We start from the raw sequence: 16,570 nt of genomic DNA on the forward strand, positions 1-16,570 counted from the left end.
TATCCGAATCAGAGCGAGGATATTCTGCGATGCTTGAGATTAAGGTCATTCATCATCCCCATCACAAATTGGAAATATTCGATCAGTATGATCCCCGTTCGGGAACATGGTTAGTTTCTGATCTGAAATCTAAACTTGAAATCCAGAAGCGCTTTTTACGTCAGGGTCACTTGCTCGCCGAAGATTCGGTTTTGCGAGCCAGTGAGCTTTGGTTGAAATTCTTGTCCATGGGTTTTCCTGGTCATCGGGTCATTTCGGCTGACCTCACTCGTGCTTTGTTTGCGCAGTGGTTGCAGGAATCTGAATTTATTTGGGCGCGTTCGCCCGGAGCAGCACAAAATCTGTTTTCTTATTGCGCCCAGCTCCTGCCCCTTCTTGTTCAACAGGACGGGGAGGAAGTGATGAATGAGTGGTGGGAGAATCATTCGGAGAGCCTCTTGCGATGGGGCCATTGGTATCATTTATCAAAATGGGCTTGGGCGAAGTTGGATGAGTCAAAGTTAGTTCCATCCCCTTGGGTGAGTTCTTGGTTGAATTCAAATGAGCTGGGGACACACCACTGGCCACGAAAAATTTTTGTCGATCTGGGAAGTGAACTGAGTGCGGTCGAGTCTGAGGTGGTCTGGAGAATGTCTCAAACCATAGAGGTTGTTGTGCTCAGGCCCGGCTCTCAGTGGTGTGAGACTTTCGGAAACTCACTTCGCGGGTATCGTCTTCTTGAGGAAAAGCTGGGATTACCCGGTCCACCAAAGGAGGGAAGACTCTCTTACGCTTCTGGCCCAAGTTTCAATTTTAGAAAATATTCCTCGATGTTGGCCGAAGTCAAAGAAGTTGTGAATCAAGTGAGAGGGTGGATTGAGTCTGGAGTGACAGTCGACAAGATAGTCGTGATGGCTCCAGACATAGAAGAATACTGGCCCGTTTTATCTGCCTTTCTTGAAAAGGAGGGGATACCAACGGCCAAAGATAGGCTTGCCACTTTACAATCATTTCCCGACATATTGGCTTGGCTGGCTCAGCTTCGTGTTGAGATGGGAGTGGGATCAAGTGTTGATATTGAACTCAGCGCTTATGGCGAGCACTTGGCCGCACCCCTTCAATATGATGAGTTTAAACGGCTCTTCACAAATTTTTACGATATAGAAGATCTTCATCGCGAAGATAAAATTGGTCGCCTTTATGAAGTCGAGATGAACTCGAAGAGCCAATTAAATTGCGAAGAATTTGTTGCTTGGGCTTCAAAGAGATGGAGATCAACTTCGGGAATTGGACATTTGGAGATTTTGGGACAACAGATTTTTCAAGATTCTCTGCCCTCCACTCGACTCAGTATTCTCAACTGGCTCAAGTATGCCGAGAAGCTCTGTTCTCGTATTGAGGTTAAGGTGGCCGAATCCCATGCAAATGGCCTGCTGTTGTTGAATTTGATGTCTGGAGAGTGGATAGATTCCACTCATCTTTGGGTGATGGGACTATCTGATGAAAAGATGCGAAAGACGGAATCGGCAGGCATTTTACTGAGTGATGTTTTGTCTTTAGAAAGAGATCTGGGAGTTCATCTCGTTTATCCTGATCGGATTCAAGCCGAGTTTGAGGTGGAGTGGATGTTAGATCGTCCCTGGGTGCAGGTATTTTTGTCGACATCGATCGCTAATTTCTCGGGGGATGTGCAGACCCCCGCTTTGATGTGGTTAAAAAGGGTCGTTGAGGCGGGTCAGGACTGGGAGCATTGTGTTTCACCAGCACCGACTCGTTGGGATCAAATTCAGGAATTGCCGCTCGAGTCTTTGGTTCATCAAACGGATTGGAGCCCAGACCAGAGGGATCATTTGTGTCGAGATTTGAAAATTGAATGGGGTTTAGAGCCTTTTGTGAAGTGGACTCCTCCTGCAAATCTTTCGCTTTCGGTGACGCAGATAGAGGCTTATCTTGAGTGTCCTTTTAAGGTCGCAGCGAGTCGGCTTCTCAGACTATCAGATCGACCTGATTTGGATTTAGATGTTGATCGTATGGGTCGCGGAAGCCTCCTTCATAAAATCTTCGAGATTCTAACTGAGCACCATCCTCTGGTGACATCCCTTGATGACGAGGCAATCGTTCAAATTGTCAATCGGGCGCGAGTGGCGAGTGATCTGCAAATGGCTGACGAGAGACTTTGGCCTCCATTGCAAGGAAAGCTGGTAGATTTGGCCAGGAGATTTTTAGCTTTTGAAAATGAATGGAGGCGTCAATATCCACTCACTCGAACCTTGGGGCGTGAGTTGGAAATAAGAGGGAGATTTGATTTTGAAAAAAATATTTTCTCTCCTATTTTCGACGAAAAAGCGGAAGGCGAAAAAGAAGGATTGCTGTTTCGCGGAAAAATTGATCGTGTGGATACAGACGATCGGGGGAGTCTGGTGGTCATTGATTATAAATCTAGCGGCGGTGAACTCAGGCACCATGGCTCCTGGATTGGAAACAGTCAGTTGCAATTGGCTCTCTACTCTCATTGGTTAGAATTGGGACTCTCAGCGATTGGAAAAGCTGAAGTCGTTGCGGCCAACTACTTTGTCGCACAGAGCATGGAAAGAAATAAGGGATTTATCAAGGCAGGAGGAGTGGATGGATTTATCGACGATACGTCACGCTATTCACGCATTGAAACAGATCAGAAATTGAATTTATATAAACAGGCCTGTGAAATAACCGGAAACGTTGTGAAGTCGATTGTGGCGGGTGATCTCGGACCTCGGCCCCGCGATATCAATCAAACTTGTGGTAGGTGCAATTGGAAAAAAATATGTCGAGCCCCTCATTTCAATTAGATGATGAAATCGTGCGCGCGGGAGCAGGAGCGGGAAAAACGACCACTCTGACCAAAAAGGTATTTAAGACCGCTTTTGATTATTTTCATGTGTATCGGGAATTTCCACGAATGGTGGTAACAACTTTTTCACGCAAGGCAACTCAGGAACTGCGTGAGAGACTGATCGTTGAGGGAATTAAGAGCGATCAATCTGAATTTTTGGATTATATTTCTTCAAAGTCAAAAATTCAAATTTCGACTATTCATGGCGTTTTGAGTTTGTTCTTGCGGCGCTACGGACATCTGTTTAATTTGGATTCTGGTTTTCGAATTCTTTCGGAGGCCGATTCCAGTCATCTTGCCAAAAGTGTTCTGAGACAAATTCTTTTAGAAGAACCTCAGCAGGCTGAGATTCTCGAAATTTGGACAATCAATGATTTGACTGAAATGCTAAGATCTTATCACTCGGCTATATTGACTCGTCCCAATTTGAAAGTTCCTGATGAAGAATTGTATTTTTCGCTTCTGACTCGATACCTCGGATCCGGCTGCGGTGATTTATTGAATGCAATTAAGGAAGCTCAGAGAGAGGTAAAATCAAAATCTTGGATGGAGTACCTCACGAGACTTTCCGAAATAGTGCAAATGATCGGTCGTCTTCATTCTCCTAGCGATTTGGAGGGTGTTCAAGGGCTCGTATCGAGACTGGGGCGAAAGCCTCCGTTCTCAACTAAATCAGTTCCGGAGGCATTTTCAGTTGAATTGCGAAGCCTTATTGACAACGGATGCAAAGAGCTATTTGAGAAATTGAAAAAGCCAGGACTTGATTTTAATAGTTGGACCGGACTCAACCGTCGAAGTTTGCAGTTTTATAAAATAGCTCAGAGCTTTCATGAAGGTTTTCAATTGAAGAAGGAGCAGTCAGGTCAGTTGGAGATGAGTGATCTGGAGATTTTTACCTTAGAGAAACTGAGGAAAAATCCAGAGGTAGGTGCGGCCTTTGCTCAGGACTGGGATTATTGGCTGATCGATGAATTTCAAGATACCAGCCCTCTGCAAGTGGAGCTTCTAGAGTATTTAATTGGAGATCGAAAAGTTTTTCTTGTGGGGGATCCACAACAGTCAATCTATCTCTTTCGAGGCGCCCGAAGCGAAGTCTTTCAACAGAAGTGGGAGGAAGTCGGAGCGCGGGGTGGATTGCAATCAGAAAAGTTAATGAATTTTCGTTCGACTTCTCCCTTGTTGCATTTTTTTAATGATGTCTTTTCAAAAGTGGGTCCTCAGTTCAAACCCATGATTGCAAGAAAAACAGACGACGACCCGCTTCGATGTGTGGCGACTTTTGCCGTTTCTCATTGTTTTATCGATGAGGAAGATAGCTCTCGTTCAGAGATTGGTGCCATCCTTCATCACGTCCAGGCTCTTTGCGACAGGGGAGTGGGATTTCAAGACATCTGTATTTTGGGAAGAACAAATTTACAGTTGAATCAGATTGCGCGCAGTCTGGTAAAATATGGCTATCCTGTTCACCTTCACGCCGCCAGCGGATTTTATGAGCGACGTGAGGTACGCGATGGAATCGGGCTTATTCGATTTTTGCTAAACCCGAGGGATAATTTGAACCTAATCGAAATATTGAGGAGCCCATTTTTTAGAGTCAGTGATCAGCAGCTTGGACTTTGGATGGCAGAAAAGCCCCTGTCTTTGTGGGAAAAAATAGAACAGGGAGAAATCTCGCATCCGAGTTTAGATCGTTTGCGTGCCTACCTGAAAGAGGCTCGAAATTTTGGGGTGAGTGAAACCTTGCGCAAAATGATGAGCCGGGATGGGCTTTTGGATTTTTCTTTACTTTATGATGGAACAGGAAGGAGGGAAGCAAATTTATGGAAGCTTCTTTGTCAGACAGAAGAAGTGATGAGAAAGCCGGGCGCTCGGTTTCTCAACATAGGTTCTGGTCAGGGCCAGGAGGGAAGCACTGACAATGGATCTGAAGAGAGTGACGCCATCACTTCTTTAGAACCAAGTCGAATTAATTTGATGACGGTTCATGCTTCAAAGGGATTGCAATTTGCTCATGTGATTCTTCCGCGCTGTGATTCCTATCGCCAAGGCCGTGGGGAAGGTCATTTTGGAGTCGATGAAATAACTGAATCATGGGGAGTTTCGTATAAAGACGAGGAGCGCGATGAGAACATTGTGAGTCTTCCCGAATTGCTGAGCCGCGAGGAACGCAAAGGTCGCGAGATTTTGGAACACGAAAGGCTTCTTTATGTTGCGCTCACGAGAGCCAAGGAATCTGTCCTGCTCAGTTGGAGCGACTCGCGTCCTTCTTCGGGAAGTTGGGCAGAGATGTTGAGTGGTTGGGTGCAGTCTTCCGGTCTTCATCATCGTGACGAATATGATTATTTTGTGGACTCTGGCCCGTGGCCCCTCGTCCAAAATCGAAGGAAAGAGGAAAAATCCAATGAAGTGCGGGCTCCGCTGACTCTACCAGAGGCTGAGTCCATACAGGGAGTAGGCCCCAAATTTTCAGTGAGTAATTACTTAGAAGAAAAGCTCGAACTTCCTCAATTGGAATTTGTGCAGCCAGGGTCAGATCAGGTGCTGACGCGAGTTCGGGCCAGTGCGGCAGGAATTCTTATTCACCGGTTGATGGAAGTTTTGCATTACAGCTGGAATTTTGATTTTACCCCCGTGCTGGCAGACTGGTTTGGATCGGACAGCGGGAGAGTAAAAAATGCCTTAGACTATGTTCGCACCTGCAAGGCTCCTCCCTTTGATATTCTTATACCTAAAGGCAATGTTGAATGGGGATTTCAGGTTCCCACTCGAAAGGGGATTTTAGAGGGGCAGATTGATCTGTGGGGAAGAGATGAGCACGGAACCTATTGGCTTGTTGATTACAAGTCAGGATCAGACCGTTTCTTAAACAAAGCCTTTCATCAGCTCAGTCTTTATTCCTTTGCACTTCGCCACATGGGGATAGTGGGCGATATTTCTTTAGCTGTCGTTTATCCTCTTGATTGCAAGTGCCATATCAAATTGGCTCCGAGCGTGGAAGAACTGAAAGTTCTCTTTCCAGAATTATTTGAGTGAGTAGAATGAAAATTCAGTGCATTCAACATAGCCATCACGGACTCCGTCAGCAAGCAGACTTTAACAGACCCTTTGATTTATTTGCTCATTTCCTTTGGCGCTTGGAACCCAGTTTTGACCCTGTTTCGGTAAATTCTAGTAGATTTTATCAATAACTTCTAGTAAAATTAGACCCAATTGGGGTCATTCGTGAAGTATTTGCCGAATAAAATTCTAGCCGATGCATTGAAATCCGCCAAGCATCTTTCTGATCAGGGAGTGATTGAACATTCCACCTTAGACCCAAAGCACCTCAAAGTGTTAAAGAAAGCTGGGTGTCTCACACCAGTCATTCGGGGCTGGTATTTGCTTAATAAACCGGGCGCCGCTGGGATCTCGACAAGTTGGTATGTTGGTTTTTGGCCATTTATTCGTAGCTACTTGCTCAAACGTTTCGCTAACCGGGGATATTGCTTATCGGCCGAGTCCTCTTTAGATTTGCATACATGCGAAAACCATATTGCAAAACAAATAACAGTCATTACTAAAAAGGCCTCTAATCAAACAATTGAATTGCCCGGAGAAACCTCATTGCTTTTGTATCGCGACTCTAAGAACTTTCCTGAGTCAGTAAAGCTGAATGGTCTTTATGTGATGCCCTTGCCGCTGGCCCTTTGTCGGTTGTCCCCTGCATATTTCAGAACTAAGTCTTTAAATGTTGAGATTGCCCTCAAGATGCTTTCCTCCGTGACCGAGGTTTCCCGGATATTACTGGAGAATGGATTGGTGACAGATGCGGGCCGCTTAGCTGGAGCATTTAGAGCCATCGGAGATGGGCCAAGATCCAATCAAATCATTAAAGATATGGAGGCCGCCGGTCTTACTGTTACGGAAGTGAATCCTTTTCTGGGACATGCACCAGTCCTGGGTAAATCCAGGATTCAATCACCGTACGCGGGTAGAATTGAAGCGATGTGGAAACAAATGCGATCGCCTATTATTGATATTTTTCCCCCTCCCCCCAAGATCGCACCTAGTAAAGCAGAGCACGTAATGAAGAGTATCTCGGATCGATATAAGCGTGATGCCTATCATTCATTATCAATCGAAGGCTATCAAGTGACTGAGGACCTAATTCAGAAAATTGCGGATGGATATTGGAGTCCCGATAAAGATTTGAAAGACCAAGATCAAATTAGCGCCATGGCAGCCAAAGGATATTTTGAAGCTTTTAGTGAGGTTATTGAATCAGTTAGAAAGACTTTCAGTGGAAATTCCCCGGGTGGTGTTTTTGAGGAAGATCTACAGAACTGGTATCGCGCACTCTTCTCTTCGTCTGTGCAGGCGGGGATTCTAAATGCCGCCGATTTGGCTGGATATCGAAATGGGCCTGTCTATATTACAGGCGCAAGGCACGTACCACCAGGAAGTAAAGAAGGAGTCATAGACTCAATGGAAACTTTATTCGAATTACTTAAAAACGAAGAACATCCCGCAGTAAGAGCTATTCTAGGACATTTTGTATTTGTTTATATTCATCCCTACATGGATGGAAATGGCCGAATTGGACGTTTTATTCTTAACCTCATGCTTGTTTCTGGCGGCTATCCCTGGACAATTATTAGAACTGAAAACCGTCCTCGGTACATGCAGGTTCTTGAAGCAGCGTCTTCCGACGGTGATATTGTGCCATTCGCTGAATTTGTGTTCTCCGAACTGAAGTTTTGGTCGGTTAGGAGCGCTACCAGCTAACCTAAATAGGTCTCTTCTCGAACGCCAATCAACGATTCTGCTGACTTAGCAAAGTGAGGATTTTATCTTCTGAAATGTATCCTCCGCACCGAGTGGTCTGAGTGAGAGAGGGGTGTTTGACGACGTTGGCGCAAAGAAACTCTTTGATTTGTTTCGGTTTATCAGCGAAATCTGGGCGTATCTGTAAAATTTTAGCAATAACTCTGGAAACATAGGGTGTGGCGAAGGACGTCCCATCTATGAGAGCTTTTGCTCCTTCAACATATTTGTAAGCGCCCAATTCATCCTGAATTCCTAGTGCGATGGACTCGACCCCAGCTCCCAATGCCGCAAAATCAACAAGTTGACCGGTGTTAGAATTTTCCCAAAGCTGCCCATTCTCGTCTACTGCGCCAACGACAATGACATTATCTCGAGGTTGCTTGAGCCAAAACGTCTTCTCCTCATCCAAATTGACTCCTTGGTTATGGGCGATTACCACAAAAACCAATTCCTTCATTTCTATCATGGCCTGCTTGTATCCATCGAGAGATCCGGGGGGCGAAACTTTTGTCCGATGGATAGGTTTTCCGTTCGAGGCACGAAAGCCTTGGAAGGCTTCGAAAATTCCGAAACTCATGTTGATTATTGATGCGCCGTGTTTTCGAGCGTAGTCAATGTCGCTGTACTGTTTTTCGGCTAAGAGCTTTAAAAATTGTTTACCCCCCTCGCTTGCATATAAGGACTCCTTGGGCAGAAAAAATCCAATAATATCTGGACTAAATGTTTTAATGGGAAGTATCGATACCTCGGTTGCCTGTTTCAAGATGATATCGGTGACCCAGCTCGCGTGTGCGGAAAGAAAAAACTCCTTTTTTGAATAACTAAAAGGGGTGCTTGGACTTGCTAGATTTCCATCGGCGGTCCTCTGCCATTTTCCTTTGAAAATGGGATGGTCAAGGTAGAAGGATCCGCCGTCGACTACGGCAATGACGACCTGTGAAGCATGGGTTGGAGAAGACGGGTAAGGTGCAATTCGAAATGAGTTGTCTAAATCCTCAGTTCTTTCACCCCCGATCTGAGTTTCTAATTTATAAAGTTCGCAGGATTCTTTCTTTAGAAAGAATTTTGAATATTTGAGATCATGACTCTTAAGATCTTGCATTTCGATAGAAGGGTCAAATCCTGAAGCGAGCACTTTAACGTCAAGCAAAATTCCCTTTTCAGCATTATAATATGCAGTCTCTACGAGCCCACTTTTTTCATCTTCTTGATAACGAGAAACCTCAACATAAGAAAGTGGTAAGTTATCCCCGTTGCAAATGGATTTAGCGACGAGGGTACTTTCCGCAAAAAGGGTTTTTGAAAAATTATGAAATCTTGAAGAGCTAAATGAACTATGAAAAACAGGATATTGAGGATTCTGACTGAGGGCCACTTCCGACAGGACCAGCATAAAAAAAATTATTATTCTTGCGGAAAAATAAACCATCTTTGCCTCATCAGTCACAAATAGAGTTTCAACGAATTTCTTTCAATGAATTTTTCTTTAAAATGACCCACCTGTTTGGTTGGTTAATTCTAGCATTGAGAACAGGAATTTCTTGATAATAAGCAGGGTCGGTGTTTTTCTTAATTAATTTTAGCACATTTAAGGCGTGGATATCAGGAGAGGCAATTCCATTAGATTTAAAAAAGAAACTTTCGTACTGAGATATAATCAGAAATTTTGGATGCAGATCAGCTAAAACTCGATTCCATGAACCTGCAACCCTTGCCTGAAGAACATTGATATTTGACCTTAATTCCAGCTCTTGCCAGATCCTTCGAGTTTCCTCAGCAGGAGAATTATAATGGTCATTAAAAAAATCTTGAAACGCTGAACTTCCTAGGTACTCTCCTACGAGCATATCATCAAGAGGATGATTGGATGCAATCAGATCTACATTTTTTGGAAGTTTATTTATCACGTCATCCAGTTTTGAATCCATAACAATTAATTGAGCTTTTGGGAGCAGTTTCTTATATAAAGCAGATATTTTTTTAGCCGATTCTTTCTCAGGTTCAATGATTATTAAAGTTCCGTGAAAATTAATATTTGTTAACCCAATACCAACTTTGGGAACATCTCCAGGCGCAACTTCAATTACCACTCCATTCAATGGTAGTGATACTGATAAAAATAAGTCTTCCCAAATTTGCCCGATATGCTTGTTCCAGTTATCACTTCGCGAGTTATCTTCATTATTATGAGAATTAGAATCAATAACTACTGAAGAACAACGAGTTAATGGTACAATTTCTTGAGAGGACGCATATCCAGAAGTATTGAAGCCTAAAGAAATACCAACAAAGAATATTATGATTATTTTTTTACCCATAAGGTTTCTTAGGCAAGATTGATGCCGTCAATTCCGATGTGCAAACCGTTTTAATTTTGATTTGACGGTTTTTGGTGTGCCGAGGACTGTCGTTGTTGGCCAACCGGTAGTGACGAATTTGGCCGATTCTTGAGGGCCACGAACAACAAGCGTCTTCAGCTCATAAAGATGCCGGCAGACGACCGACTACTTTGGACTAAACTCAAAAGTACTAGCGCCGAGGCTGCTTGTGAATACGATCCTGAGCTTTGAAGATCTTTCGACGACGGAGGCGGGAACATCAAAATCAACTCTGTAGGCTATGCTCCAGCGGCTGTGGTAAGGAAACAAATGAATGATATCGACCAGTTTTTCATTTCTCTTTTTTACTTTTCCTTCGTAACGAGTGCCATCGGCATCAAGGTAGATTTTCCAAATCGAAGTTCCTTTATTTAGATCGTTGTGCGTCCTCTCAGGCGTATAGAGGCTAAACAAAAATGTTGTTTGAGTGGCAAGGGTTTGCAGGGCTTTTTCTCTTTCACTTGACAGCGTCTTGGAATCCCACTGAAGGTAAGTCCCTCGCTTTTTTAGGATTGCTTGAGACGTCTCGTTCGTAATCAGAGTTCCCGCCAATTCATAGGATTGATAAAATCCGGAATATTGCCGATCGCTACGGGTGTATTTGTTGATTGTGGCTTTGTATTCAGATTCATCGACGGGATCAATGATTCTGCCATTTTGAACGGGTGAATGCCCACAACTTGCCAGTCCTAAAAGGCCAACAGTGAAAAAAAGCAAGCTTGGAAAGTAACGAATATTAGACCAGCCCACTGAGGAACTCCTTGAGATGCTGGTAGGCTAAGCTTTTATCAAGATCATTAAAAATTTCATGATAGCTGTCCGGGTAGATATGGAGTTTTTTTCTGGGCGTTGAAAGGCTCTTAAAAAATTTCTCGACATCCTGAGAACTGACGATTCGATCTTGACCGCTGAGCTGCATCAGAGTTGGGATCTGAATTTTTCCCGCCTCTTTTGTAACCAATTGCATATTTTCGACCATTCCGAGAAAGACATGAGGAGATATCTTATCGTGTCTCAGGGGATCTTTTTCATAGGATTTAATAATTTCTTCGTCGCGGGAGAGGTCCTCGTAATGAATTTCATTGTAAAGAGTCATTTTCGGGAGCCACTTTCCAGCGATTTGAGCCACTTTTTCTTTGAATTTTGGGACCTCAACGGAAAGTCCGAGCAGGGGAGCGCTGAGACAAAGAGCTCGATATCCCATGTCGCCATAAAGAACAAGGGCCTTTAATGCGGCCAATCCTCCCATCGAGTGGGCAAAGAGAATGCGCGGGTTTTTGGAGTGAAAGAGACCAGTTTCGACGCAATGTTCGGTAAGAAGTTTAAGGTCCTTACAATAATCGTCAAAATTTTCGACGTATCCTCGTTTGCCTTCCGATCGACCATGGCCCCGTAAATCCCACCCGATGAAATCCCAATTCGATTTATTCATCGCCTGGGCAAAGGAATGATAACACTCACTGTGCTCGGAGAGGCCGTGAGTCACGAGAATAGACCCAACAGGATTTGCGACCTGCCAGGTTTGGTAGAAAATTTCGGCCCCCTTGGAACCAAAGAAAGTACCTTCAAATCTTTTCATAGTTTCGTATATTGAGTGTAGCCTGTTTTTGGGTCAAGTGCCATTGTTGCTTGCTTTTTGGATTGAGAAACTCTTAACATCGTATCTATGGACACTTCGCTAATTAAACGAGCCATCGCTTTGATCGTTTTCCTTTTGATTTCGTCAGTTTGCCACGCCCAAAGTGGGGATGACTTTTCTAAGGACGTAACCTCTGAGTTTGGATTTCACCTGGGTAATCTACTGCCCGCGCAAATAGACGGAGTCACTGAAATCATGCCCCTTTGGGGCGTGCACGGAGGCTATCGCTTTAGGGAAGCTTTCATAGAGTTTGGCGGCATTGCAGGAAATGCTCGGGGAGCTGAGTGGGCGAATCTCCATGTGAGTTTACGTGGAGACTTCCCTATCGAAGGTCTTGTAGGGACGGTCTACATCGGAGTCGATGGCACACAGTTTAAGGGGGTTGACAAAGAATCCAAGATGTTTGGTGGTGGACACCTTGGCGGCGGAGTCATGACCAACATTTCTCCCACGGTTTGGTTTCGGGCGGATATGAAACTCAACGTCAATCCGGGGACTTCTCTTTATATCGGATTTGGCTTTGAGTTTCGCTTCAAGGGAGGAAACAGCGGGAGCTCTACTTAGATGAGAAGAGCAGCTAGATTAGCAGCTAGATTCTGAAATTAAACTCAGAATTAAGAGGATCTAAGATTGTGTCTCGGCCTTTGCCAGGTTCATCTGAGAACGGGTAGTCGATATTGTAGTGGATACCTCGGGATTCACGTCGATTCAATGCACACTTCACAGAAAGGTCTGCGACAAGAGCAATGTTTCGCAATTCCAAAATTTCTGAATGGGTTTTAAAATGAGAATAATATTCTCGTATTTCATGAATAATATTATTCAAACGGTGCTGAGCTCTTTCTAAGCGCCGGGTGGAGCGAACAATACCCATGTAATTCCACATCAGACGACGAATTTCTTCCCACATGTGAGTCACGACAATCATTTCGTCGGGATCTTCTTTGTCGTGAAGAAACCATTCGGGTGGTTCATTGGCAGAATGTTCCAATTCATGAAGCTGGTCTCGAACATGCTGACTGGCTTTGTGCGAGACAACCAAGCACTCAAGCAGAGAGTTGGAGGCGAGTCGATTGGCTCCATGCAAACCCGTCGCGGCGCACTCCCCTAATGCATAAAGGCCACGAAGATCGGTCTGGCCATTTACATCAGTCAGGATCCCTCCACAAAGATAGTGGGCAGCAGGAACAACAGGGATCGGATGCTTTGTCATGTCGATTCCCAGTTCCAAACAACGATTGTGAATGGATGGAAATCTTTGGATGAGAAAACCGCCAGAGAGATGGCTCATATCCAAATAAACGCAATCAGCACCCGTCTTTTTCATTTCAGCATCGATGGAGCGTGCCACAACGTCGCGAGGAGCAAGACTGCCAAGGGCATGGTATTTATTCATAAACGCCTGACCAGTCGAGGTGACCAATTCTCCACCTTCTCCGCGCAAAGCTTCCGAAATCAAAAAATTACGCGCGTGAGGGTGAAAAAGGCAGGTGGGATGAAACTGCATAAATTCAAGATTGGCAATCCTGGCTCCTGCGCGATAGGCAATAGCTATTCCGTCACCCGTGGCACCGCTCCAATTTGATGTGTAGAGATAGACTTTTCCAGCCCCTCCCGTCGCAAGCACAACAACTCGAGCCATGATTGTATCGACTTCACCGGTGCCTTTATTTAACACGTAGGCACCGAGACAACGATCGGGACTAAAATCAAAGGGACTCAATTGTTTATTTAAAATGAGATCAATGGCAAAATGGTTTTCCAAGACCTGAATTTGCGAAGAATTTCTGACCTGTTCGACAAGTGGCAAAAGGATTCCCTCGCCGGTTTGATCGGCAATATGCAAAATGCGACGATGTGAGTGTCCACCTTCGCGAGTGAGGGCTAAACTTCCTGCTTCAAAATCAAATTTCACGCCCCACCGGATCAAATCCTCAATGCGATTGGCCGCGCTCTTGACCACTTCAGAAACAACTTCTTCACGACAGAGACCAGCCCCAGCTGTCAACGTGTCTTGGATATGACTTTCCACGCTGTCTAAATGCGAAGTAGTGGTGACGGCAGCCACTCCTCCCTGGGCAAGACGAGTATTTGTATTCTCAATCTGCGTCTTTGTTATCAGGGTGACCTTTGCGAATTCTGCCGCTTTAAGAGAGAAGGCAAGTCCGGCGAGACCAGAACCAATAACTAAGATATCTGTGCGAGTATTCATTGCGCACGCTTATACCAGGGAACCTAAGAATGGCCATCCTCGATAGATGGAATTGATTAATGCTTTGCATTATATTTTTTAAAAAAAGCTCAACCAAGGGCGATGTCTTGATCATCCCTTCCCACAAAAGTAGAATAACTTCGGGATCTTATTGCGTGGTTGAGAGATCTGGCGGTGGTGGGCATAAGATGGGATTAAGCAAAATATTGAATCGTAAAGTGCAGGTTGTGGCGATTGCAGTTGGGGCGATACTGCTCATGGCGGTATTGGCGGGAATTCAATTTGCCAGTACCTTTGCCAATGATCAGAGGGAGCAACTGAAGGTTCTGACGGAGAACCAGGTTTCGTTTGCCCGCCATTCCTTTCAAATACAGATAGGTGATCTATCGAGGCAATTATTGCAAAACCTTGAGCGAGAGGGTTCCGGCGGCATTTCTGCTTCACAAGAGGTTTTTCGCCAACGGGAAGGGCTTGGAGAGTTTCTTGCGGTCGCGTGGGTTGTGGAAGGCACAACAACGTCGTGGTTAGCCACGCGTCCCGAGATGGCGAACAGGATTAGTTTTGATTTTTTTGAGAAACGCAAATCTGTATTGCCAGTTTTGGCTGCCAAAGGCTCTTCGGTGATTTGGGCTCGCCTAACTGAGGACAATGGTCAGCCACTTTTTGTGATGCTGCTGGAAGCAAAAACATCAGGAGGAAGCGGAATTGCTGTAGGAATTTTACCAGCGCAAATATTTTCTGAAATAGGTGGGTTTTATAAGGCACAAAGTGCCGAGCTGCTTTTAGTCGATGAGAAGGGTTTTGCATTTGCCTACACGAGTCCACAATACGTAGGATCTCAGATTCTCAATCATCCTGCCGTCGGGCGCATGTTTGACCTTGGCTCTGTGTCTTCATCTGGTGAGTCGACCAATCTTGAAGGAAAGAGAGCTGTTTTTGCCTCGGAGAAGTTGGGTGATTCAAATCTTTATGTGATGATGACCAATCCCATCGATACACTGAGCTCTTTTTTTCCAGGTTACCTTATCAGTTTAGCGGGAATGGCAGTTGTCTTGGCACTTTTTTCGGGACTCTTTCTTACTTTTTTGATTCGACGCCAATCTCTCGGGTTTGATTGGTTGAAGGGATTGGTGAAACAGCTCGCCAATGGGCAGGCTTTTTTATTACCAGGTGATCGAATTCCAGATATATCAGATCTTCGTGAGGATCTGATAAAATTGAGCGCTGGTCCGGGGAAGCCCCAGCAGCCAGTTGAGAAAAAGAAATCCGAAGTTCCATTGGTTCCATCCACATTACCGTCAAAAGTGAGGCAGCCCTCCGAGTTGGTTGCGGCTCCGGTTGATAAAATTGAATTCCTTCGTGAGGTGGGTATTGGTCTTGTGGAGTCCTTGCGGCCTGCTTTGTCTGCAATATTGGGACATGCGCAATTAGCTCGATCAAAAAGTGGGAATGACAATCAGTTAAAGCAGCATTTTACGATTATTGAAAGAGAATCTCGGCGTCTGAGGGACATATTGGAGAATCTCGAAGGACTTTCAAAAGAAGAAAAATCTGAGCTGACGAAGGCCGATCTTCAAGAGGTGGTATTGTCCATTCTCTCTACTCAACGAATTGAATTTCTTAACAAGGGAGTGCAATTAAAGAGATCTCTCCACGAAAATGGGACAGTGATGTTGTCTATGAAAGGAATGCGGTTCGTCGTTGAGGAAATCATTCGGAACGCCATCTTTGCAATGGCAGAGGCATCTAAGAGAGAGCTGGAGGTAACCACTCAACTTCGAGGTGATAAAATCGCTTTGATTTTTGCGGATACCGGAAAAGGCATCCAGAAAGAGGTGCTTGGAAGGGTGTTTGATCCTTTTTTTACGTCCCAGGGGCATGAAGAGAGACCTGGCTTGGGTTTAACCATGGCAAAAAGAGTGGTGGTGATGATGAACGGAACCATTGCAATCGAATCTGAGGTGAACAAGGGAACCCGAGTCATCATAGAATTGCCGTTGATTGGCACGGAGCAACGCGTATTTGACGACGAGAAAACAATGAAGATTCTGTCTCCGCAGAGAGAACTTGAAGAATTGACGATGACTTCGTTTCGTATTGACGAGAATATTGAATTTAACAAGGGGGATGGGACGACTCCAGTCCCAGAACTAGTTCCAACCCCAACCCCAGCGCCAACAACAGCGCCGTCCTCATCATCGACATTGCGAAATGGGCCATCCGGTCAGGAGCCTGCCGATTCTCCAGGCAAAGTTGATCTAAACAAGATGAAGCCATTGACCGGAAGTCACGCGGCAATGCTACCCTCGGTCCCGAGTGATGATGAAATTACGCTTGTCGGGCAAGTGATTGGATCGTCGAGTGACTTTGGAGATTCTCCTCCGCAGGAGAGCGAATTACTTTTTCAGAATATCGAATCCGAGTTTGCTCACTCTCTTCCAATTCTTAACACCTTGAAGAGACCTGATGTTTCGGAGGATGCTGATGTGGCCATGACTTTTGATGAAGGAGAAGATGAAGGCGGATTTATGACCATCAATCTGGTCAATCAAACTTCGGAGATTTTGGTGAAAGAAACAGAACCGGAAAATCGGGTGGACCCAAAATCACCCGTTGATTCTGATCTTTTGGACACTGGAGATGATTTTGAGGTGACGATTCGTCCGCCCAAGGTAAGGGTGTGA

At 44.9% G+C, this 16,570-nt stretch carries 10 protein-coding genes; 5 read left to right on the forward strand and 5 right to left on the reverse strand.

What is annotated here, in order from left to right; genetic code table 11:
* Window positions 1–29: 29 nt before the first annotated feature.
* From IPL83_20055 to IPL83_20065, 3 genes are all read left to right on the forward strand, one after another.
* Window positions 30–2,807: a PD-(D/E)XK nuclease family protein gene (locus IPL83_20055; protein MBK9041417.1), complete on the forward strand. Its 2,778-nt coding sequence runs from the start codon at window positions 30–32 to the stop codon at window positions 2,805–2,807.
* A complete protein-coding gene (locus IPL83_20060; GenBank protein ID MBK9041418.1) occupies window positions 2,783–5,884 on the forward strand; it encodes a UvrD-helicase domain-containing protein in 3,102 nt (1,033 codons plus the stop codon). The genes IPL83_20055 and IPL83_20060 overlap by 25 nt, the downstream gene beginning before the upstream one ends.
* Before the next feature lie 189 nt (window positions 5,885–6,073).
* Complete coding sequence (locus tag IPL83_20065) at window positions 6,074–7,615, forward strand: Fic family protein (protein ID MBK9041419.1); 1,542 nt, start codon at window positions 6,074–6,076, stop codon at window positions 7,613–7,615.
* Window positions 7,616–7,643: 28 nt separating this feature from the next.
* Here the strand turns inward: IPL83_20065 and IPL83_20070 are convergent, their stop codons facing one another.
* The 4 genes from IPL83_20070 to IPL83_20085 form a co-directional block, all read right to left on the reverse strand.
* Window positions 7,644–9,086, reverse strand: coding sequence for a S8 family serine peptidase (locus IPL83_20070; protein MBK9041420.1), 1,443 nt, complete (start codon window positions 9,084–9,086; stop codon window positions 7,644–7,646).
* Window positions 9,087–9,114: 28 nt separating this feature from the next.
* A complete protein-coding gene (locus IPL83_20075) occupies window positions 9,115–9,975 on the reverse strand; it encodes a hypothetical protein (GenBank protein ID MBK9041421.1) in 861 nt (286 codons plus the stop codon).
* Window positions 9,976–10,161: 186 nt separating this feature from the next.
* Window positions 10,162–10,785, reverse strand: coding sequence for a hypothetical protein (locus IPL83_20080; GenBank protein MBK9041422.1), 624 nt, complete (start codon window positions 10,783–10,785; stop codon window positions 10,162–10,164).
* Complete coding sequence (locus tag IPL83_20085) at window positions 10,772–11,614, reverse strand: alpha/beta hydrolase (protein MBK9041423.1); 843 nt, start codon at window positions 11,612–11,614, stop codon at window positions 10,772–10,774. The genes IPL83_20080 and IPL83_20085 overlap by 14 nt, the downstream gene beginning before the upstream one ends.
* An 87-nt stretch (window positions 11,615–11,701) precedes the next feature.
* On the opposite strand from IPL83_20085, the gene IPL83_20090 reads away from it, so the two are divergent.
* A complete protein-coding gene (locus tag IPL83_20090; protein ID MBK9041424.1) occupies window positions 11,702–12,238 on the forward strand; it encodes a hypothetical protein in 537 nt (178 codons plus the stop codon).
* 25 nt (window positions 12,239–12,263) lie between these two features.
* Here the strand turns inward: IPL83_20090 and nadB are convergent, their stop codons facing one another.
* Complete coding sequence (gene nadB / locus IPL83_20095; GenBank protein MBK9041425.1) at window positions 12,264–13,886, reverse strand: L-aspartate oxidase; 1,623 nt, start codon at window positions 13,884–13,886, stop codon at window positions 12,264–12,266.
* Between the two features lie 59 nt (window positions 13,887–13,945).
* On the opposite strand from nadB, the gene IPL83_20100 reads away from it, so the two are divergent.
* The gene (locus IPL83_20100) at window positions 13,946–16,570 is read left to right on the forward strand and encodes a HAMP domain-containing histidine kinase (GenBank protein MBK9041426.1); all 2,625 of its coding nucleotides are present in this window, start codon (window positions 13,946–13,948) and stop codon (window positions 16,568–16,570) included.

Source organism: Bdellovibrionales bacterium (genome assembly GCA_016716765.1).
Classification (GTDB): Bacteria; Bdellovibrionota; Bdellovibrionia; order Bdellovibrionales; family UBA1609; genus JADJVA01.